Origin of the sequence: Chryseobacterium binzhouense (assembly GCF_007474545.1) — a bacterium.
GTDB lineage: Bacteria > Bacteroidota > Bacteroidia > Flavobacteriales > Weeksellaceae > Chryseobacterium > Chryseobacterium binzhouense.
Window position 1 is genome coordinate 625,780 of record NZ_VKOG01000001.1, and the last position, 20,329, is coordinate 646,108.

18 protein-coding genes are annotated in these 20,329 nt (G+C 34.2%); 2 read left to right on the top strand and 16 right to left on the bottom strand.

The window, feature by feature from the left end; all coding sequences use genetic code 11:
* Positions 1 to 16: 16 nt before the first annotated feature.
* The 11 genes from FNE73_RS02885 to FNE73_RS02935 all read right to left on the bottom strand — a co-directional run bounded on the left by FNE73_RS02885 (position 17) and on the right by FNE73_RS02935 (position 8,949).
* Positions 17 to 1,276 carry a serine hydrolase domain-containing protein gene (locus tag FNE73_RS02885; RefSeq protein WP_143883272.1) on the bottom strand — a complete coding sequence of 420 codons (1,260 nt, stop codon included), beginning with the start codon at positions 1,274 to 1,276 and terminating at the stop codon, positions 17 to 19.
* Positions 1,277 to 1,408: 132 nt separating this feature from the next.
* The gene (locus tag FNE73_RS02890; protein WP_143883273.1) at positions 1,409 to 2,359 is read right to left on the bottom strand and encodes a 2-hydroxyacid dehydrogenase; all 951 of its coding nucleotides are present in this window, start codon (positions 2,357 to 2,359) and stop codon (positions 1,409 to 1,411) included.
* A 42-nt stretch (positions 2,360 to 2,401) separates the two neighbouring features.
* On the bottom strand, positions 2,402 to 2,659 hold the full coding sequence (locus FNE73_RS02895; RefSeq protein ID WP_089741758.1) for a phosphopantetheine-binding protein: 258 nt from the start codon (positions 2,657 to 2,659) through the stop codon (positions 2,402 to 2,404).
* Positions 2,660 to 2,762: 103 nt separating this feature from the next.
* Positions 2,763 to 3,299 carry a 3-oxoacyl-ACP synthase gene (locus tag FNE73_RS02900; RefSeq protein ID WP_143883274.1) on the bottom strand — a complete coding sequence of 179 codons (537 nt, stop codon included), beginning with the start codon at positions 3,297 to 3,299 and terminating at the stop codon, positions 2,763 to 2,765.
* 10 nt (positions 3,300 to 3,309) lie between these two features.
* Complete coding sequence (locus tag FNE73_RS02905) at positions 3,310 to 4,443, bottom strand: beta-ketoacyl synthase N-terminal-like domain-containing protein (RefSeq protein WP_143883275.1); 1,134 nt, start codon at positions 4,441 to 4,443, stop codon at positions 3,310 to 3,312.
* Complete coding sequence (locus FNE73_RS02910; protein ID WP_143883276.1) at positions 4,440 to 4,862, bottom strand: acyl-CoA thioesterase; 423 nt, start codon at positions 4,860 to 4,862, stop codon at positions 4,440 to 4,442. The genes FNE73_RS02905 and FNE73_RS02910 overlap by 4 nt, the downstream gene beginning before the upstream one ends.
* A 143-nt stretch (positions 4,863 to 5,005) precedes the next feature.
* The gene (locus tag FNE73_RS02915) at positions 5,006 to 5,386 is read right to left on the bottom strand and encodes a GxxExxY protein (protein ID WP_143883277.1); all 381 of its coding nucleotides are present in this window, start codon (positions 5,384 to 5,386) and stop codon (positions 5,006 to 5,008) included.
* A gap of 157 nt (positions 5,387 to 5,543) precedes the next feature.
* Positions 5,544 to 6,803, bottom strand: coding sequence for an ABC transporter permease (locus FNE73_RS02920; RefSeq protein WP_143883278.1), 1,260 nt, complete (start codon positions 6,801 to 6,803; stop codon positions 5,544 to 5,546).
* Positions 6,793 to 7,545: an ABC transporter ATP-binding protein gene (locus FNE73_RS02925; protein ID WP_143883279.1), complete on the bottom strand. Its 753-nt coding sequence runs from the start codon at positions 7,543 to 7,545 to the stop codon at positions 6,793 to 6,795. The genes FNE73_RS02920 and FNE73_RS02925 overlap by 11 nt, the downstream gene beginning before the upstream one ends.
* Before the next feature lies 1 nt (position 7,546).
* A complete protein-coding gene (locus FNE73_RS02930; RefSeq protein ID WP_143883280.1) occupies positions 7,547 to 8,542 on the bottom strand; it encodes a BtrH N-terminal domain-containing protein in 996 nt (331 codons plus the stop codon).
* A gap of 2 nt (positions 8,543 to 8,544) precedes the next feature.
* Positions 8,545 to 8,949, bottom strand: a complete 405-nt coding sequence (locus FNE73_RS02935) for a hypothetical protein (RefSeq protein WP_143883281.1) — start codon at positions 8,947 to 8,949, stop codon at positions 8,545 to 8,547.
* A gap of 826 nt (positions 8,950 to 9,775) precedes the next feature.
* Between FNE73_RS02935 and FNE73_RS02940 the strand changes: the two genes are divergently transcribed.
* Positions 9,776 to 12,688 (top strand): M16 family metallopeptidase, encoded by a 2,913-nt coding sequence (locus tag FNE73_RS02940; protein ID WP_143883282.1) that lies wholly within the window; start codon positions 9,776 to 9,778, stop codon positions 12,686 to 12,688.
* A 270-nt stretch (positions 12,689 to 12,958) separates the two neighbouring features.
* A complete protein-coding gene (locus tag FNE73_RS02945) occupies positions 12,959 to 13,465 on the top strand; it encodes a hypothetical protein (protein WP_143883283.1) in 507 nt (168 codons plus the stop codon).
* 42 nt (positions 13,466 to 13,507) lie between these two features.
* Here FNE73_RS02945 and FNE73_RS02950 read toward each other — a convergent pair whose 3' ends face one another.
* From FNE73_RS02950 to FNE73_RS02970, 5 genes are all read right to left on the bottom strand, one after another.
* Complete coding sequence (locus FNE73_RS02950) at positions 13,508 to 13,948, bottom strand: ABC transporter permease (RefSeq protein WP_143883284.1); 441 nt, start codon at positions 13,946 to 13,948, stop codon at positions 13,508 to 13,510.
* A 98-nt stretch (positions 13,949 to 14,046) separates the two neighbouring features.
* Complete coding sequence (locus FNE73_RS02955; RefSeq protein WP_143883285.1) at positions 14,047 to 14,478, bottom strand: hypothetical protein; 432 nt, start codon at positions 14,476 to 14,478, stop codon at positions 14,047 to 14,049.
* Positions 14,478 to 15,617: a beta-ketoacyl-ACP synthase III gene (locus FNE73_RS02960; protein ID WP_143883286.1), complete on the bottom strand. Its 1,140-nt coding sequence runs from the start codon at positions 15,615 to 15,617 to the stop codon at positions 14,478 to 14,480. The genes FNE73_RS02955 and FNE73_RS02960 overlap by 1 nt, the downstream gene beginning before the upstream one ends.
* 1 nt (position 15,618) lies before the next feature.
* Positions 15,619 to 16,533, bottom strand: coding sequence for a dialkylrecorsinol condensing enzyme DarA (locus tag FNE73_RS02965; protein ID WP_143883287.1), 915 nt, complete (start codon positions 16,531 to 16,533; stop codon positions 15,619 to 15,621).
* Positions 16,534 to 16,572: 39 nt separating this feature from the next.
* A complete protein-coding gene (locus tag FNE73_RS02970) occupies positions 16,573 to 20,232 on the bottom strand; it encodes an MMPL family transporter (RefSeq protein WP_143883288.1) in 3,660 nt (1,219 codons plus the stop codon).
* Between the last annotated feature and the right edge of the window lie 97 nt (positions 20,233 to 20,329).

Genomic DNA, 20,329 nt, shown 5'->3' on the forward strand with positions numbered 1-20,329 from the left:
TCAACAAAAATAAACATTATTCTCCAAAAACTTCAGTTCCTGATTTTAAAGTATCTTCATTATCTTTCATCACACTGTGAAGTTTGTCTTTCTGAGCCGGAAAATCCTCAAACAGACCTGATAAAGCAAGTGCAGAATACACTCTTCCTGAGTATTTATTTCCTATAGCAACAATGGTTACTTTAGATTTCAGAAGATGGGCAAAAACAGAATTGCTTCCGTGCCACCATCCGTTATGATAAGTTAGTTTTTCACCGTTATCAAATATTTTCATTCTGAATCCTAATCCGTAATTGTTTTGTCCTGCTTTTTCGTTGCTATAGGGTGTGAAAACCATTTCCATCAATTCAGGTTTCAGAAAATCTTTTGAAAACATTGCTTTTGAGAAATTCAGAAGATCTCTTGGAGTAGTATACACATTTTTGTCACCATAGATTAAATCTAAACGATCTAAAGGATATAAACGGTTTCCGCCAAAGTAAAAAGACTGGGAAGCCGTCGGAATGTCTTTTTCCTGAAAGATAAAAGTGTTTTTCATTTTCAAAGGAGTAAACACCATTTCTTCCATTGCCTGCGGAAAAGGGATGTTGGTAAGTTTTTCAATCAGTAAAGCCAAAAGAGCGTAATTTGTATTGCAATACATGAATCCAGTGTCTGTTTCTCTTGCGAGATCCGGCTTATATTTAATAATCATGTTCAGAATGTCCTGATTGGTTAAATAACTTTTTGAAAGTTCTGCAGGTGCCGGTTGAATTTTTGTGATAAAATATTCGTATTTTGGAAGACCGCTCCTTTGATCCAAAAGACTTTGCACGGTCACATTCGGATACGGAAACTGCGGAAAAAATTGGGTGAGATGATCTGAAAGCTTTATTTTGCCTGCTTCTACCAGTTTCATCATTGCCATTGCCGTTAATGTTTTGGAAACTGAAGCTACATGAAGCGGAGTATTTTTATCGATGGGTTTCTGGTTGTTTTCTCTGGCAAAACCTCTGTAATTTTCATAAATAATTTCATCTCCCTGTGCTACCAGAATGCTTCCGCTTAGATTACCCTGCTCCCAGATTTTTTTGTAATACTGATCTATGTACCCGGCAAGAAAATTTTTATTGGAAATATGAATACTCTCATTTTCAAAAATTTTATTCAAATCTACATTTCCAAAATTAGGCAGATTGGTTGTCGGTTCTTCAGCAGCAGATTCTGCTTTATCTTTTTTACAAGAAACAAGAAATATAAATAGACCTAAAAGGAGTAAAATGCTAAGCTTCTTCATGAGTTTTCAAAAAAATGAGTGGCAATTTAATAAAACTCAAAACAAAAGATAAAACTTGAGAATAAATTAAGATTAATTTAACATAATCAAAAACTGGAAATAGTTAGTAAGCGTAGAGATATTTATGTACAATTAGCAAAAGGATGAAATAATTTTATCCACAATAAACTGCGCCAGCTTTTCTTTACTTTGATGCGTCCAGCCTGCAATGTGGGGAGTTAATATTACTTTTTCTGAGTTTAAAAGATATTGCAAGTCTTCATTTTCTCCTGTATTGAGCGAATTTGAAGTGTCGAGATTTTCAAATGAGGATTTTTCGTATTCCAAAACATCAAGGCAAGCACCTTTTACTTTTCCAATCTTTAAAGCCTTTACCAGACTTTTAGTATGTACATTTTTACCTCTTGCTGTATTAACGAAATAAAAATCATTTTTCATTTCATTAATAAATTCAGCATTGATATGATAATGAGTGTCTGATGTAAGAGGAATATGTAGGCTGAGAATTTCTGCTTTTGCTTTCAATTCTTCCAGACTTACCTGTTGTGCATATTTATCAGAAAGGTTAGGCAAAATATCGTGGAAGATCACCTTACAGCCAAAACCCGAAAGTCTTTTTGCCGTTGCTTTTCCCATGTTGCCGTAACCAATGAGACCGACTGTTTTTCCTAAGAGTTCATCACCACGGTTTTCTTCACGCAGCCAGATCCCGTTTTTTACCTCGTTAGAAGCTATAAATAAACGGTGCATAATGATTAAAAGCATCCCAACTACATGTTCTGCAACAGAATCCCGGTTTCCTTCCGGAGAATTGATGAGCTGTATTCCCAATTTTTCGGCTGTCGGGATGTGTATATTTTCCATTCCGGCTCCAACTCTTGCGATAAACTTTAGGTTTTTTGCTTTTTCTAGAAAGTTTTGGTCTAAAGGAATTCTGCTTCTGATGATAATTCCGTCATAAAGTTCAATTTTTTTTAGAACCTCTTCGTAGGTGGAATAAAAGTCTTCTTCAAGAATAAAATTTTTAGCCAAAAGCTGCTCTGTAATGAGCGGATGGTTTTTATCTAATAGTAAAATGCGCATATTCTGTTCTTAAAAAAGACTTTTAAATTGAAACAAGAGCAATTATTTCGTTCTGTTTTCTTCAATATACTTTGCCATTGTTTCGATGGAAGAGAAAATCTCTTTTCCTTTTTTCGGATCTGCCAGTTTGATTCCGTATTCTTTATCCAAAAGAACAATCAATTCCAAAGCGTCAATAGAATCCAATCCAAGACCACCTCCGAATAACGGATCTGTATCTTTAATTTCTTCTACTGCAATATCTTCCAGGTTAAGTACTTCAATGATTTTGTGTTTTAATTCTTCTTTCAAGTTTTCCATAAATAAATTTCATTTATAATGTACCTATGTATAAGTTTAACAGTAGCAATAATTATTTGCGTATTTAAAAATTGGTAAACCGGTACATTTTTACATTGTTATATTACGTCAGCAAATATACAAAAGCGCGGTAACTTTCACCATATAGTTCTACCCACCCGCACAATACTTTTTCGGCTTTTCCTGACTGCAAAATCTGTTCCGAGTAAGTGTTCAAAAACTCTTCATCAAATTCATCCAAGACAAAAAATGCATTTTCAGTCTGCATTTTGTGTCTGATGCTGATTTCACCTACACAAATATTGGGTAAAGTATACACAAAAACCGCAGGACTCGGAAAATAATTTTCCTGGGAATTAATGCTTTCCTGATATTTAGAATCAGTATCTAAACTTGATGATTTATTGGCAAAAACCAAAGCTGTGCTGCTATGGTCTTCCTCTTTGAGAATGATTTCTGAAGCAAGAAAAGCAAGTTTACTTAAGTTATCCATTTTATGAAACTTTGGATAGTTTAATTCTAAACTTTTATAAGTTTCTTTTGCGAAATCTGAAAAATTTTGAGTCGGAGTTTCAAAAACAATGTCATTATTGAACACTATTTTTGAATTTTCTATGGTGCAAATGTCTGTTTTCTTCATTATTTTCATTTCAGCATTTTTCCAAAACAATCGCCGCATTACATCCTCCAAAACCAGAAGCCGTTTTCAGAATATATTTAATTTTTGCCGGCTGATTTTCTTTTATAATATTCAGAGGTTGTGATGTTCCGATTTCTACAAAGTTCTTTGATGGAATTAATGTATTTCGCAAAGCAGATTCCATTGAAATGATGCTTTCTAACAATCCGGAAGCGCCAAGACAATGTCCGTAATAAGCTTTCAAACTGTTTAAAGGAACGTTTTGCAAATCTATTCTGTTGAAAGCAATGGCTTCCATTTCATCATTGTAAATTGTAGCTGTTCCGTGTGCAGAAATGAAATCAATTTGCTGTGCCGAAACATTGGCTTCTTTCAATGCGTTTTTGATACTTGCAAACAGTCCATCTCCAGTCCTTGAAGGTCCGGAAATATGGTTTGCGTCATTGATGGCAGAATCTCCTGAAACTTTGAAACTAAAACTTCCGTTTTGAGTTGGTTCTGAAGTCATATACACCGCTGCTGCTGCCTCACCAATATTGATTCCGTTACGGTTTTTATCATAAGGTTTACATATTTCAGATCCGATTGCCTGAAAAGAATTGAATCCTGAAATCACAAACTCCGAAATTTCGTCTCCGGCAATAACAAAAGCATCTTTATATTTTCCAGCCTGAATCATATTTTTGGCAACAGCAATTGCCATTACTCCGGAAACACAGGCATTGGAAACCACAATCGGTTTTGTTTTAAATCCGAAAAAATCAGCAATCTTTTGAGCTAAACTGGAAAGAAAAACGCTTTCCGGTAAAGTATCCTGATTTTTTAGTAAGCTGATATTTCCTTTTGTTGTTGATAAAATAAAAGCCGTTTTATCTGAAATGTGATTCTTTTCAATCAGTGGTTTTAAGCTTAGCAAAAACATTTTTTCAAGCCTTGTAAAATTCTGATTGTCGAAGTTTTTATTAAATTCTTCATTCAGTTTTTCAGAATCAATCATTGAGGCATAAAAAGGCTTCTGGTTTTCTATGATTTTATGTAAACCTACACCAGATTTCCCTTCCAAAAGAGCACTCCAATTGGATGAAACATCAAAACCTAAAGGAGTGATGCAGTTGTAATCTGTGATGTGAATTTCCTTCTTCATGATAATCCCATTTTATCTTTCCAGTCCTGAAAAAACTCTGGATTATACAGGCATAAATTGTTGCCGGAATCCAAAAAAACCTGAATGGTTTCTCCCGAACAGACCAATTTATTGTCTTCGTTAAAAAGTTCGTATTTGTAAATTAATTTCGCTGACGTTGAATTTACGAAAGTGGTTACAATTTTAAATGTCTCTCCATATCTTAACGGGAGAAAATGTTCACAGGTACTTTTTACAATCGGTGTTACAAATCCTGCTTTCTGAATATCAAGATAGGTTAAACCATGCTGTCTTCCGAAAGCTTCTCTTCCGTCTTCAAAATACACAATATAATGACCGTGCCACACAATTCCCAGCGGATCTGTTTCATTGAATCTTACGCGTACTTCTTCGGTACAAGTTAAATCTTTAGACTGCATTCTGTTTTATTTTTTACCACAAAGGCACAAAGTTTTTCACAAGGTTCACAATAATCTTCATATTTCCGCTTGTGTTCTTTGTGGGAAATCATTGCGTTCTTATTGGATAAAAACTACAAAGTATACAATGATTATTTAAAATTTTATATTGTTCCGTTGATTAATCTTTTAACACCATTCTTAAACAAAACTGAATTAAAATTAATCAATAAACCTAATTTGCAATTGCTTAATTTTAAATACGTTAAAACTTGAGCAATATGAATATTATTTAATGATTCTACAGATTTTATTTCTACAACAACTTTTTTTTCAATCAAAAAATCAAGTCTGTAGCCTATATCAAGTTTTATATCCTCATATATCAACGGCATCGGTTTCTGTTTCTCTATCAATAGTCCGGATTTCTGCAATTCAAAATATAGACATTCTTCATATGCACTTTCTAAAAGTCCAGCTCCTAGTTGGCGATTAACTTTTAATCCTGCATCAAATATAATCCTTGAAACATCATTTTCATTCATATTATTTGTGTTTTTTAAGTTTAAATTTATTATGTTTAAACTGTTCATTTTTACCACAAAGCTCACAAAGGATTTCATAAGGAACTCAAATTTATATAAATTTTTAGAAACTTATTTTATTTGTGCTCTTTGTGAAAAATCTTAGTGTTCTTTGTGGTTAAACCGCATTCTGTTTCCTTTCGTAAAATAATGCAATGGCAACCATCGTTACATAGAATAAAAATAAGAAAATCAATTCTTTGGCAATATCGCCGATTCCACTGTTTCTTAAAATGATGTCGTAATAGGCATTCAATCCCCAATTCATCGGGGAAAATGCGGCGATTTTCTGCATAAATTCAGGCATCAAAAATACCGGAACCCAAATTCCACCGACTGCTGCCAAAACTACTACCGAAGTTGCACCAAACGGAGCAGACTGTTCCTGAGTGTCGGCAATTGTTCCCAATAAAACACCGAATCCTATGGCGGCTAATCCGGCAAACAATGTAACAACAAGAAGATTAAACATTTTTCCGGTCACGTCAAATTGCGGTAAATCCAAATAAGGAAAAAGGTAAATTCCTACTGCAACCATGAGTAAAAACTGAATGATGCAGATGATAAGATATGTAAATGTTTTCCCTAAAATATGAATATAATACGGAGTCGGACTTACGCGAACTCTCACGCTCGTTCCCTGACTTTTTTCTTTTACTAAATTAATCGACAAAGGGACAACAATGAAAAATATAGCAAACAAAGCCCATGCAGGAACATTATGCTGCACAGAGTTGGGTTTGGCTTCTAAAGCGGATTCCGGAACGATTTCTTTAAAAGTAATTAAACTCTTGTTATCTAGATCTTCTGTTGTTCCAAGTTGGTCTTGGAATGCTTTGTAGATTTTTTTATTTTCAATCTCAAAAACCATTTTGTTAATGGCATTTATCACAGAGTTTTTAAATCCGGCATTGGTTGCAGGATCGAAATATAAATGAATATCTTTTGCTTTTGAAATTTGTCGGTTAATTGTGGCAGAATCTGTTTCCAAACCAAATGAACTAACAACAGTCTGAACTTTTGAATCAATATTTGAATTGATATCTTTTGTAAGATTCTTGGGAATCACAATTGCCATTTGATATTCTCCTGAAAAAACAGCTTCTTTAGCCGAATTTTCATTATAGTAAGTCAATAATTGAAAACTTTTGCTGGCATTCAGTTCGGATTCTATTCTTTTTGAAATTTCAGAATGGTCTTTGTCGATGAAAATAATCGGGATTTTTGAACCTTCCAGATTTTTAAACGTTGAATCCTGGATCAATGTAATGGTAATAATCAGCAGCAATGGCATTAAAAAAATAATGACAATTCCGCCAATATCACGCTTGAGCAATAGAATTTCTTTAAAAAAACTTCTCCACAGTTTATACAACATCTCTCAGTTCTTTTCCGGTTAATGATATGAAAACGTCTTCCAGATTTTCGGCGTTATCAACTTTTTGAATCAGTTCTTCGGGAGTTCCGGCTGCATGAATCTTTCCGTGATCAATAATAGCGATTCGGGTACAAAAGTCTTCTGCTTCCGATAAATGGTGCGAAGTGTAAATGATGCATGTTCCTTTTTTGTTTAAATCTAAAAGGTAATCAATAATCGCTTTTTTGGACTGAACATCAACACCAACAGTTGGTTCGTCCAGAAAAAGAACTTTCGGGTTGTGAAGTGTTCCTGCCAGAAGGTTGCAACGGCGTTTCATTCCTCCAGAAAACTGGTCAACTTTTTTATCGGCAAACTTTGATAAACCCATCAATTCCAGAGATTCATCAATAGACTTCTTTAAATTTTTATGGCTTAAACCGTATAAGCTTCCGAAAAACATAAGGTTTTCTTTTGCGGTTAAAGTCGGATACAATGCATATTCCTGCGGAACAACACCAATGCTTTGTTTCAATTTTCTGCTGTTTTTCTGAGGCGAAAGTCCATTGATGGTAAAACTTCCTGATGTTGGTTTAATTAAACCTGAAAGCATAGAGATCAAAGTAGTTTTTCCAGCTCCGTTAGGACCAAGAATTCCGTAGATTTCGTTTTTATCAATATTCAAAGAAATATCATTTACAGAGAAATCTTCTGCATTTTTGTACTTTTTGTATAGGTTTTTTATTTCGATGATATATTCCACCTTAGATTGCTTTTCTCAGTTTCTTATAAAAAGCCTCCTCCAAATCAGCAATATGCAGCATTGATTTTGATAGCTGATTGTAAATGTCACTTTTTGAATTTCTGTTTTTATACACTCTTGCAATATCCACGGCGAAGTCTCTCCAAAGATCACCAATGGCGGTAATTTCTTTAGAAAGTTCTCTCAATTGATCATTTTTAAGAATTTCTGCTGCTTCCTGAAGAAAAGCTCCGTAAATAAAGCGGAATCCTCCACCGCCGGTACCGATTTCTTCCTGCATTCTGATCAATTGTCCGAGATAATGATTGGTTGTTTTTGTACCTTTTTTCTCAGCCCATTTCGGAATGCTTTTTGCAACCCATCTCATGGCTTTAATACCGATAATAGGGACAGGAGCGAGCATATTTTTACAAGTGTCTTTGATGCCTTTTTTAATGGCTTCTTCAAGATTTACAGTTTCCGGAATATAAGTTGGGAAGTACATATGACCTTTTGGAGCTAAAGCACCCTTTGCATACCTTACTTTTTCTAATTCTGCTTCGGAAAGAGTAGTGGTGAAGTCCATTACTGGATCACTGATCAGAAATTTGCCATTTTCTTTTCCGTAAACCACAAGATTGTGAGCGTTGAAGTGGAATTTATATTCTTCAGGGAAATATGTCAGGTTGAAAACCCCAACCTGTAAACCTGTAGGAATATTTTTTTCTAAATTTTTTTCTAAAGCAGTCTGCGCTTCTTTTGGATTAGAAAATTTTTGTCTTTTGATTTTAATTCCCAATCTTTTTGCAGCTTTGCTGAAAATTGCACCCGGCATAGGACGGTAGCTGAATCCCGGTGCAAAATTTACTTTTAAAAAAGGTAAATACACAAAAAATAATCCGGAACCTATTCCGAAAATCATAGGTTCGCTGATTTTTAAACCTTTATTAAGCAATAAATTAGAAGCTACACCGTTTTCACAGTGTGCAGTCTGATGATGTTTAAAGTTGATTTGCATAACTATTTACCGTCGAAGTTTTTTAGTTCGTCTACTGAAATTCCGAAAGTGTCGGCATATTTTTTCAGGGTTGAATCACTAAGTTTTTTGAATTTATTGGGTTTAGCATGGCGTTTTACCGTCCATTGCCACATCCCTACGTAGGAAGCAAGTACCTGAAAATCCATTTTATTGAGTTCCATAAAATAGATAATTGGACTTACCAAATTGTCTGCCACTTTTTGTTTTGCCTCTTCAATTCTTTCATTAATGAGTGAAAGCGACTCTTCGAGAGCGGCTTTTTTAGCATCCCAGCCAATACTGTTGGCGGTGGTATAATTATCATTTTCATCAGTAACGTATAACACCTCGGTCATATTTGCTGATTTCAGATTACTTTCGTCTTGTGGCAGATCTTGTTTTTTCACAAAAAAATCTATTAAATAATTATGTTATTAATTGGCTAAAATAAGAAAATTGCAGGACATGGATTTGTCTGTGTTATAATTAGCTTTATTTAAGCTTTTAAGAGAATATATTTTACATTAATTCGGTAGCTAAATAAAAAAGACTGCCTTTTTGGTGGCAGTCTCTTTTTTGTTTTGATGATTTCTAAATTTTGTCTTGTAATGTAATTTTCTTAAAACTTATAAAAATTAATGTGACTGAACTAGTTATGAAAATTAAAAAAGGCAATAAAAAGTATAAGTTTGAGTAATAGGAATTAAAAATTCCAGAGAACATTACTAATGTAATTAGTGCTAGAAAGCAAAATATTTGTAAGTACTTATCTGTATAGTGCTTACATTTAAAAAAGACAAATAGGGTTGCAATTGTTAATGTGCTGAGGATAAAGGAACTCCAAGAGATTCCTAAATTATTGTAAGTGAAGCTTTGAAAAAAATCTACTAAATATATTAATAACATTATAATGATTGGAAATCCCTTTTGATCTGTACTACAGATCAATAAATACGATACAATGGATATGATTTTCAGTGCTTTCATAGTTGTCTTAATTTAATTGCATGTTCTTTTAGCAGGATGTTCCATTTATTTTAAATTAGCTTGCTAGAATAGAAAAAGAAAGGTAAAAAGAAATATTTTTAGCCGTTTAATTTGTTGTTTCGTTACTTAAATTTTTTTAATGTTGGTAAAATTATATAAAATTTTCAGGCAGTGGTGAAAAAATAAAGATTCTGTAACATTCCATTCATTTATAACACTAATCTGTTTTAAAATTTTAAATTCAATATGAAGAAATTTTTTATATCTGTTTCTCTTTTTTGTACCATCATTGCAATGGCTCAAAAGTTTGAAACTCAAAAACAGATCGATCCACAAGGTTACAGCTACGAAACCGTAAAAAATGATCTTGCCGGAGTAAGAGTATATACTCTGAAAAATGGTCTTAAAGTGTATCTTGCTAAAAATGACGATGCACCAAGAATTCAAACCTATATTCCGGTAAGAACGGGATCTAACAACGATCCGTCAGATAATACTGGTCTTGCTCATTATCTGGAGCATATGGTCTTTAAAGGAACTTCTCATTTGGGAACTTCAGACTGGGCAAAAGAAAAAGCTTTATTAGCGCAGATTTCAGATCTTTATGAGCAGCACAAAGCTGAAAAGGATCCTGAGAAAAAGAAAGCTTTATACAAAAAAATAGATGAGGTTTCTCAGGAAGCTTCAAAGTATGCCATTGCTAATGAGTATGATAAGGCTATCTCCTCTTTGGGAGCAACCGGAACCAACGCTCATACTTGGCTTGATGAAACAGTTTATAAAAACAATATTCCTTCTAACGAGCTTGAAAAATGGCTTAAAGTTGAAAAAGAACGTTTTTCTGAGTTGGTTTTAAGGCTGTTCCATACAGAATTAGAAGCTGTGTACGAAGAATTCAACAGAGCTCAGGATAATGACGGACGTCTGGTAAATTATGCATTAATGGATGCGCTTTTCCCTAAACATCCCAACGGTCAGCAAACGACAATCGGAACTTCCGAGCATCTGAAAAGTCCTTCTATGAAGGCGATTCACAAATATTTTTACACCTATTATGTGCCTAATAATATGGCTGTAGTTTTGGTGGGAGATTTAGATTTCGACAAAACGATAAAATTAGTTGATCAATATTTTGGCACATTCAAATACAAAGAATTGCCGATGAAGAAAATGGTTTCTGAAGAGCCAATGACTAAGATTGTAGAAAGAACTGTAAAAAGTCCGTCAACTCAAAGAATGACAATGGCTTGGAGAACAGATTCTTACGGAACTCAGCAGGCAAGACTGGCCACAATGGTTGCGGAGATTTTAAGCAATAATGGTGATGCAGGTTTAATTGACCTTAATATCAATCAGAAACAAAAAACATTAGGAGCGGGAGCTTATGCGAGTCCTTTGAAAACTTACGGATCTTTCAGCTTATCGGTTACTCCAAAAGAAGGACAAAGTTTTGATGAGGCTAAGAAACTTCTTTTGGCACAGATTGACCTTGTGAAAAAAGGTGAATTTCCAGACTGGATGATGAAAGCTATTGTGAATGACATGAAAGTTCAGCGTATGAAATCCTGGGAAACTGCAGATGGATTGGCAACAGAACTTTACGGAAACTATATCAATGAAAGAACCTGGGAACAGGAGCTGGATGAGATCAATCAGTACGAAAAGATTACAAAAGCTGATATTGTAAAATTTGCCAACGATTTCTTTAAAGATAACTATGTGGTTATTTACAAAGAAAAAGGAGTGAATGATAAGTTGGTTCGTGTAGAAAATCCGGGAATTACTCCGATCAAAATCAACAGAGAGGCACAGTCACCATTTTTGAAAGAGGTTTTAGGAATTAAGCCTGCTGAAATAAAGCCTCAGTTCGTTGACTATAAGTCTGCCATTGCAACCAGTCAGATCAAAGACAAGAAAGTAAGTTTTGTAAAGAATAAATACAATAAAGTAGCTCAGGTAAGCTATATTTTTCCTTTTGGAACTGACAATGATAAGGAACTTTCTTTAGGAGTGAGTGTCCTGCAATATTTAGGAACGGACAGATACACACCGGAACAGTTAAAAGAAGAGTTTTACAAACTCGGAATCTCCAATAGTTTCAGAACGTCAAATGACCAGATTTTCATCACATTAACGGGTCTTGAAGCAAATATGAAAAAAGGGGTTGAGCTTCTTAATCATTGGATGAACAACGTAAAAGCAGATCAGGCTATTTATGATCAGACTGTAAAAACTATTCTTGAATCTCGTGAAGCTGCCAAAAAAGATAAAAACAGAATTATGGCTGCTCTTGCCAATTATGCTAAATATGGTAAAGAATCAAGAATGACTGATATTATTTCAAAGGAGCGTCTGAAAAGCATCAATGTTAATGAACTGATGTCTAAAATCAAGGCAATGAATAAATATCCTTATGAAATATTTTTATATGGAGACAGCCAGTCAGATTTAGAAAAATCGGTTAAGCCATTTATCAGCAATGCATCTTTACAGCCTTCAAAAGCAAAAGATTATCCTGAACCGGCAGCGCAGGGAAAAGTTTATTTTACCAATTACGACATGGTACAAATGGAAATGTCTAAAGTTGCCAAAGGCAGCGATGTAAACATTTCAGATTTTGGAAAAGTGAATGTTTTTAATGAATATTTTGGAAGAGGTTTGTCGTCTATTGTTTTTCAGGAAATCAGAGAGAGTAAATCACTGGCATATTCTGCTTACGTTTCTTTTGCAAATGCATCTGAAAAAGGGAAGTCTAACTATGTGACCAATTATATCGGAACTCAGGCAAATAAATTACCTTTAGCAGTAAATGCAATGAATGATTTAATGGCAGATTTCCCTCAGATTCCGGCGCAGTTTGAGAACTCAAAAGGTTCAGCTTTGAAACAGATAGCATCAAACAGAATCAATAGAACAAATATCTTCTTTAATCAAATGGCTCTTAAAAAATTAGGAGTAGATTATGATATCAGAAAAGATATTTATGCTGAAATCCAGACACTGACTTTACCTCAACTCACCAATTTCTACAACACAGAAATAAAGCCGTTGAAGTACAATACAGCTATCATCGGAAAGAGAGAAAATCTGAATATGGAATCAATCAATAAAATGGGAGAATTTAAAGAAGTAACTTTAGAAGAAATCTTCGGATATTAATTTCATTAATATAAATTGTTTGAAGTGAGGCAGAAATGTCTCACTTTTTTTATAATAATTATGAATGTGTTGAATAAATATATCAGAAAATATGGCTGATTAAAAAGATAATGAGAGCGTTTTATATTACTAAAAATTAACAATGTGGTATTTTTTTATATTATATGGTTGTGATAATGGAATATTGTTTAATTTTATTTAAAATTAAGAAGTATTTATGTGAATTTAAAACATTGCTAATAGCTTAAACTCATCATTAAAAATTATATTATGAAAAAACTAGTATTCTCAACACTATTTATTATGTTGTTTTCTCTAACAACTTTTAATGCACAAAAGATTACCGACGGCTCCACTGTCGATGTGAATGGTATATCGGTAACATTTAATATTTTAAATAAAGAATCTATCAGTGTCGGAGGTAAAAATTTTGACCGGTATAAAGTTTCAGCAACCGCTACCAATAACAGTGGAAAAAGTATTAACATGAGAATGGCAACCGCACCACAAATTGTAACCAATATTGCTTTAGTTGAGGTAAACTGCATCAATGCGACCGGAGCAAAATTAACCTCAAAAAAGATTGATTTAAAACCTAAAGCACATAACCTTAACGTAACTTATTGGGCATATAACAAAGAGGGTAAGTATGTAAGTTCGGTAATTCCGGTAATTGCTGGTTATTATCTTGATCCCGGTGACACGGTAAGTGATAATGCAATCTTCATTGTTCCTCAAGGCGAAGCACCGGATGTTTCTGTAAGAAAGTTACAATAATAAATTGAGTTGTATTATGGTAGAAATTTTTGCAGATAATATTTATACAATTTCCTGAATAAACAAACTCATTTCCGTACGAATTAATAATTTTTCATCTAAAAAGGTTTCACAGGAAATCTGACAGATATTTTCGTATTTTGAAATTAAAGAAGCTTTGGAAATAATTTTTTCACCAGCTTTTGGAAGTTCAAAAATTTCAATTTTTTTAATGTTGGTGATAAATCCGATAACTTTGGTTTGTGTGTTGGGGTTTTCAAAAAAGCTCTGTCCCAGAATGGAAGAAGAAGTCTGTGCCGAATGTTCAATCAGTCCCGCTTCTATAAATTTATTATGGTAAACGAAAATATTTTCCGGTTTAATCTCAAAAGAAGTAACCACTTTCTCCGGAGTAAGTTCAAGAATAAAATCTACCATCAGCATCGGCTCGCGATGCGGTAAAAAATGATGAATGTTGATCAGGTTTTCTTGTTGTAACTCCATATTTGAATTTATTAAACCTAACGGATTTCTGAGCCCGTTAGGTTTTTTTATATAAAAGTTGATTATTAAGTATTAAATTATAATATTCCTCTTTTTGGCTACTTTACCACTGTTTTCATCTGCGATTTTACAATCATTTTACCGTTGATACTGGTTGTAATTTCTACCAGAGTTACACCCAGCATTTCGTTGAGAATATGAACTTCTGTTTTCAGAATGTCGCCCGTTTTGGGTAATGCTTCAGCCTCAAAAGATTTGATCGCACCAATATATCCGGTTGGAGCTTCTTTTCCCAACAGATAAAACTGATATCCGGTGTGAAGTGCAACACTTTGAGCCTGATGCTCAATCAGTCCTGAAGCCTGAAAAATTCCGTTGCTTACAAAGATGTTGTCTTCATTAATTGTAAAGCCCGAAACCAGATGATTTTCAGAATACTCCGTAAGTTCACTCACCATTACAAAAGGAAATTTCTGCGGAATAAGGCTTTCCACAAAATTTTGATCGGATAAAGGTCGCTGATTTATCATTAAACGACTGTTAGTAATGAGCAAGAATAGGCAAATCTTCCGCTTTCGGGAATACAAAGGAGTACTTTTTCACCCTTTTTGAGCTTACCTGAATTCATCAGCTGTTCCAGCGCAATAAAAATAGAACCGGCACCGATATTTCCTACTTCAGAAAGGTTGTAAAACCATTTTTCCCAAGGAAAATCAAGACCCACGTTGGCAAACTCTTCTTTCAGACCTTCTTTGAAATAGCCGGAAGAAATATGAGCGAGTACATGATCAATAGAATCAGGATCAAGCTCGTGTTTATCAAAAGAAGCTCTCAGACTCTCTGCCCCTTTTACCAGAATGTACTGGTCTAAAAGTTTTGTATCTTGTTTTAGTGCAAAAATAGATTGGTTCAGCCATTCTTCTGCGGGATATTCTGCCCAGGATTTCAAACTTCCGTCTTCCTGCTTTTCACAGCCAGAATACATACAGGCTTCAATCTGATGAGCATACGAATAAAAATCAATCCATTCTACTCTTAAAGAAGTGCTGTTTTCTCTCGGTTTATTTTCAAGCAAAAAAGCGCCCGCACCATCAGAAAGCATCCATCTTAAAAACTCTCTTTTGAAAGCAACAATGGGTTTTTCTTCTAAAAGTTTAAGATTTTCAGCTTCATGATTGAATTTGTCGGCAGTCATCCATGCAGAAAACCTTTCAGAACCTACACAGACAGCGTTGTTTTTTACTCCGGCTTTTACATTTAGAAAAGCATAGTTGAAGGCATTCATTCCGGAATTGCACAATCCTGTTGAAGTATTAATTTCTACTGATTTTCCGATATTCAGCTCGCCATGCACCATAGAGGCATGAGAAGGCTGGATCTGATCTGCAGAAGTGGTTCCGCAGGAAAGAAGTTCCATGTCCTCTTTTTTGAAATGTTCATCAAAGAGACCTTCCACAGCTTTTGCGGTAATCTGTGCGTTGGTATGTGTGGGCTTTCCGTTTTTATCTAAAGCGTAGTATCTCGTAGTGATCTTATTGTTTCTAAGAATTAAAGCACGAGCTTTAGAAGGTGTATTATTGACCAGGCCAAGATAGCTTTCCATTTCATCATTAGAAATCGGCTCATTTGGCAAGTATGTAGATGCCTTGGTTATAAATACTTCGTTCATTTTATTGTTTTAATTTTATACCTTGTAAATATTCTCTTTGTTTTTGTCTCTTTCTCCACAACAGCGGAGCAAGAAGTATGTGAAATATAAGAACAATCGGAGAAATAATCCAAATCGCCGCCATCAAATATACCTTAAAGAATTTGATCAGCAAAGGACGCTTTTCTTTTTTCTTGATAATAAGATGAGACCATACTGTGAAGATTTTGTTGCCTACTTTTTCTACTCTTACCAGGAAAGGGCGTATTTCTACAGCTCCGTTTTGTACGAGTTCCGGCTGTAAGTTTTCAAAATTGTTTTCAAAATGCTTTTCAATAATTCTTCCATACTTTACAGAACCCTGTATTTCTTCAACCGAAACTCCGGCTGCAGGAAGCATTCCCGATTTTTCTTTTTTTCCGGTGGTCATCCATCGCAGGATTGTCAGAACGCTGGTGTAATTATCGTGTCTGTCCACCAAAGCAATATTTCCTACCAGTTTTGCGCCTAGGTTTTTCAGGTAGACTTTTAGTTTTTCCTGAGAAAGCATCCACATATTTCTGGTTCCGGAAATGGTTACCACGGGAACATCTTTCATAATGCTTTCGGCATAACCGCTTTTCAGAAAAGAAATTGTGGGAATGGAAGGAGTAAGATACCAAACCTGATACCCAAAAAGAATCAGATCAAATTTTGTATTGAGCACTTCTTGCGGAGGAGGAAGGATTTCGCTTGGAATCTGCAGGTAAGACTCGGGAAATGTGTTGAAAAAAACATCACTTGGCCACGGAAAAGGAAAGTCTTCTTTAAGCTGAATAGAATAGTAAGTTACGTTGTATTCGTCTTTTTTTTCTTCAAAAGGACGGGCAATATTCTTTACAATATCTTCCAGCTGACCGGTTTGTGTATAATAGATGACAAGTATGTTCTTTTGCATCAAAATATTTTAATAATTACAAAAATAAGATTTTAAAATTTATTTTTTCACGCGGAAAATGCTTACAAATTCAGAGCCATATTCTTTTGTGTAATTTAAATTTTCAAAATTTCTATTTTTAATGTTGAATAAAATAATGACAGGATAATTTTCTTTAATTTCATCAAAATAAAAAGCGGGATCTGAAATTAAAAGAATGTCAGCTTTTTTGGTGATTTCAAATGGGTTTTTAATATAAAAAACTGATCTTTTCTGAACTAAGTAATTGTTTTCGGCAATATTTCTCTTCTCTTCATCACGAATCCATGAAAATATCTTTCTTTTTGCCTGCTGAAGTGAGAGAAGAATATCTTTCTGCCCAAAATCATCGGCAATATGAAAAACAACGGCATCTTTAGGAATTGTTTGATTCAGTTCAGAATAAACAGATTTATTTTGGTTAAAATCTTCTTTTATCGATTTTACCACCTCATTTTCCTTATATAAAAAGCTTAGAAATAATTTGTATCTAAAGTAGTTTTCATCTTCAAGCTCATGTCTGAGTGCAGCAAACTCTTTACGGAAATAGGCATTGATTTTCTTGGTTCTTTCAGAATAAGTTGTTCCGAATGATTCGTCCCGGAGCGGGATTCTTTCACCAATTTTTATTGTGATTTTTCCATTGTAAATAATAAAATCTCCCTTCGGCAGAACTTCTGAATTTCCATGGATGTATACGGGTAAAATATCAAGCTGCAGCTGTTCGGCAAGGTAAAATGCGCCTTTATGGAAACGTTTTACATCATTATCATACGATCTTTCTGCTTCAGGAAAAACGATGAGAGAATACCCCTGATCTGCTTTTTCCCGCAGTTTTTCAAGTCCGTTCTCAATTCCCTGAGAAACAGGATAGAAGCCTAAAGCTCTTACCATTTTTCCGAAAACTGGAGAATTGTACACCCAGTCATTCACTAAAAAAACAATTTTAGGCGTAACCAAAGCTACTGCTAAAGTATCCAGAAACGAAGTATGATTGGCAATAATCACAGCAGGTCTGCTAAAGTCTTCTTTTGGATTTCTGATGATTTTTTTCTTCACAAAAAAATTGGTGTACAAAACAGATCCCAAAAATTTTGCAACGAGCAATTTAATGATATATAAAGATTTTCCTTTGGCGTTTTTGGCAAAAAAACTTCCGAAAACCGAAATGATAAAACCGAATAAGCCGTAATATAAAAACGATGCAACAGAATGTAAAAAAAGTCTCAGTGTAATAGGTGAGAGTCCTTTTTTTGTGCGGTTAATAATTAAAAATCTAAACCAGAAAGGATATAAAGTTGAGGTGATAACAATTACGGAAAACATCCCTATTAAGGCAACCAAAGCCAGAGAATGCAAAGCTGGATGCTTCGCAAAAATCAATGATCCGATGGATAGAACCGTGGTGAAAACTGCCAGAATAATTGAAATTCTGTATGTAGGAAGTTCGTTTTTTCCTGTTGTATGCTCTTTCTGCATTGCTTTTGTAAGAAAAATGCTGAAATCGTCTCCCACACCAAAAACCAGCGTGCAGACTACCGTGCTGAAAATATTGAGTTCCAGTCCTAAAAAATAAAGAAGCCCTGCAGTTACAATTCCTGTTAAAACAATAGGAAACATTGTAAGAAGTGAAAGTTCAAAGTTTCGGAAGAACAGGATAATGGTAAGAATAATGGCAAGAAGAGAATAGTTGATCAGCGTATTAAAATCGTCTTTCAGTAAACCCAGAAAATTCTCGTTCATCTGCTGTCGGTCGATTGCTAAAGCCTTCTGATTGTTTTCAACATCCTTTATGAAAGCATCTCTGTTATTTTCATCTACTTTCACAACATTTGAAATGGTGTAAAAACCATGTTCAATACTGAGAAATTCTTTCATCTGAATTGCTTTAACTGAGGAATAATCTTTAAGGTTTAAAAGAGCGTAATTTTTGTTCAGATTTTCATCAAACCGACTGAATGCTGATGAATTAAAGCCAAACTTATCTCCGTTTTTAACCAGTTGATGAATGGTTTCTGTTTTGCGGTCTGAATTCCAGAAACGGTTCCACTGTTCTAATTTTTCACGTTGTTTTTTTTCAGATAAAACAATGTTTCCGATGGAATTATAGCTGAGGATTTTACCGTCTTTTTTTTCTTTTTCTAAAAGCTGTGATAGCTGAGAGTTTTTTTCTAATGCTTCCTGTTCAGAATTGCCGTAAGAGATGGCGTAAACAGATTTGGAAGTTATATCTGAAAGTTTCTGAATTTTAGCTTCGCTTATTTTTAATTCTTCAGGAATATAATTTAAATCTCCAATGTTTTTATTAAAGCCAACATATCTGAAACCAAAAAGACAGGCAATAATAATTAGTGTGCAGATGATAACAAGCGGGTTGTTTTTTTCATACGGATAATTTCCGATAGCATCAATAAAATTTGTTTTAGAATTTTGGCTTTCAGATTTGGGATGATACAGCTGCGGAACAATGATAAGCGCAGCAACAGAAGATATAAAAACCGTCATAGCAGCGAAAAGCCCGAGGTCTTTGAGTGCTTCCGATTTTACAAAAACAAGACATAAAAAAGAAACCGCTGTTGTAACACTGCTTAAAATAACAGGCTGCGTAATTTCTTTATAAAGTTCCTCAATATTGTTATTGTGTTTGTAATGTGTAAGAATGTGCAGCGCATAATCAATCGTAATTCCGATGAGAATAGCGCCAATTCCCAGCGAAATGGCAGAAACTTTATCTTTTATAAAATAAAGAATCATCAGAGATATAAAAACTGAGACAATCGTGGGTAAAAATACAATCAGCGGAGTGAAAAAGTTTCTGAAATAATACATCAGCAAAATCAGGAGAACCGTCATCGAAATAATGACCGTATTCTGAATATCTTTCTTAATTTGCTCTGCATTGGCAACCGCTATTACGGGCGAACCGAAATAACTGATTTCTGTTTTTCCTTTGAATGTATGATTGAGGCTTTTTTTAATTTTATTCAGTTCATCAATAAAAAATTCGTTGTTTTTGGTTTCGCTGCCCTTGTTTTTGGGACTGATAAACAGCAGCAGGTTTTTCCCGTCTTTTGAAATGATATAATTGTCTTCCAGCTTAAAATCTTCGCTAATGTTGAGAGCATTCAGTTTTTTTAAACCTAAAAAAGTAATTCCTAAAGGATCTTTTTTGATAAACTCTTTGGTCACCAAACTCGTAGGAGAAACCAAAGACCTGTAATTGTTTTCTACCTGTTTTGCAATGCTGTCATTATTGAGCTTATACTCAATCTCTTTATAATCTTCTTCATCTAAAAAAAGCGGCAGGTTCTGATTGACAAAATCAAACGTTTCGGAAATCTGGTTTTTATCAACTTTTCCTTCTACAGCATCAATATAATTTTGCAGAGGTTTGATTTTATTCAAAAATGTATCTGCAGTTTCTGAAAGCCGGAATTCATCATTTAGATTATTTTTCTTTTCGATGATGACAACGATTTTATCTGAAAAGTTGAGCTGTCTGAGTACTTTTGCGGTGAGATCAGATTTTTCGTTTTTCGGTATAATCTGACTGATGTCTTCTTCAAAATTAATTTTTGAAGTAAAAAATCCGCAGAATAATAAAATCCCCACCGTCAAAACGGCGGATAGGAAACGGTTTTTGGAAATTAGATAATATAGATAAATGAAAATGCGGTGCATTGCCTGAGAAAATCAAGTTGCAAATTTAATTTTTTAAGAGTTAGATTAAACTATTAATTCGTAAGTTTTAATTGAAAATCAGTAAAATATTCATTAT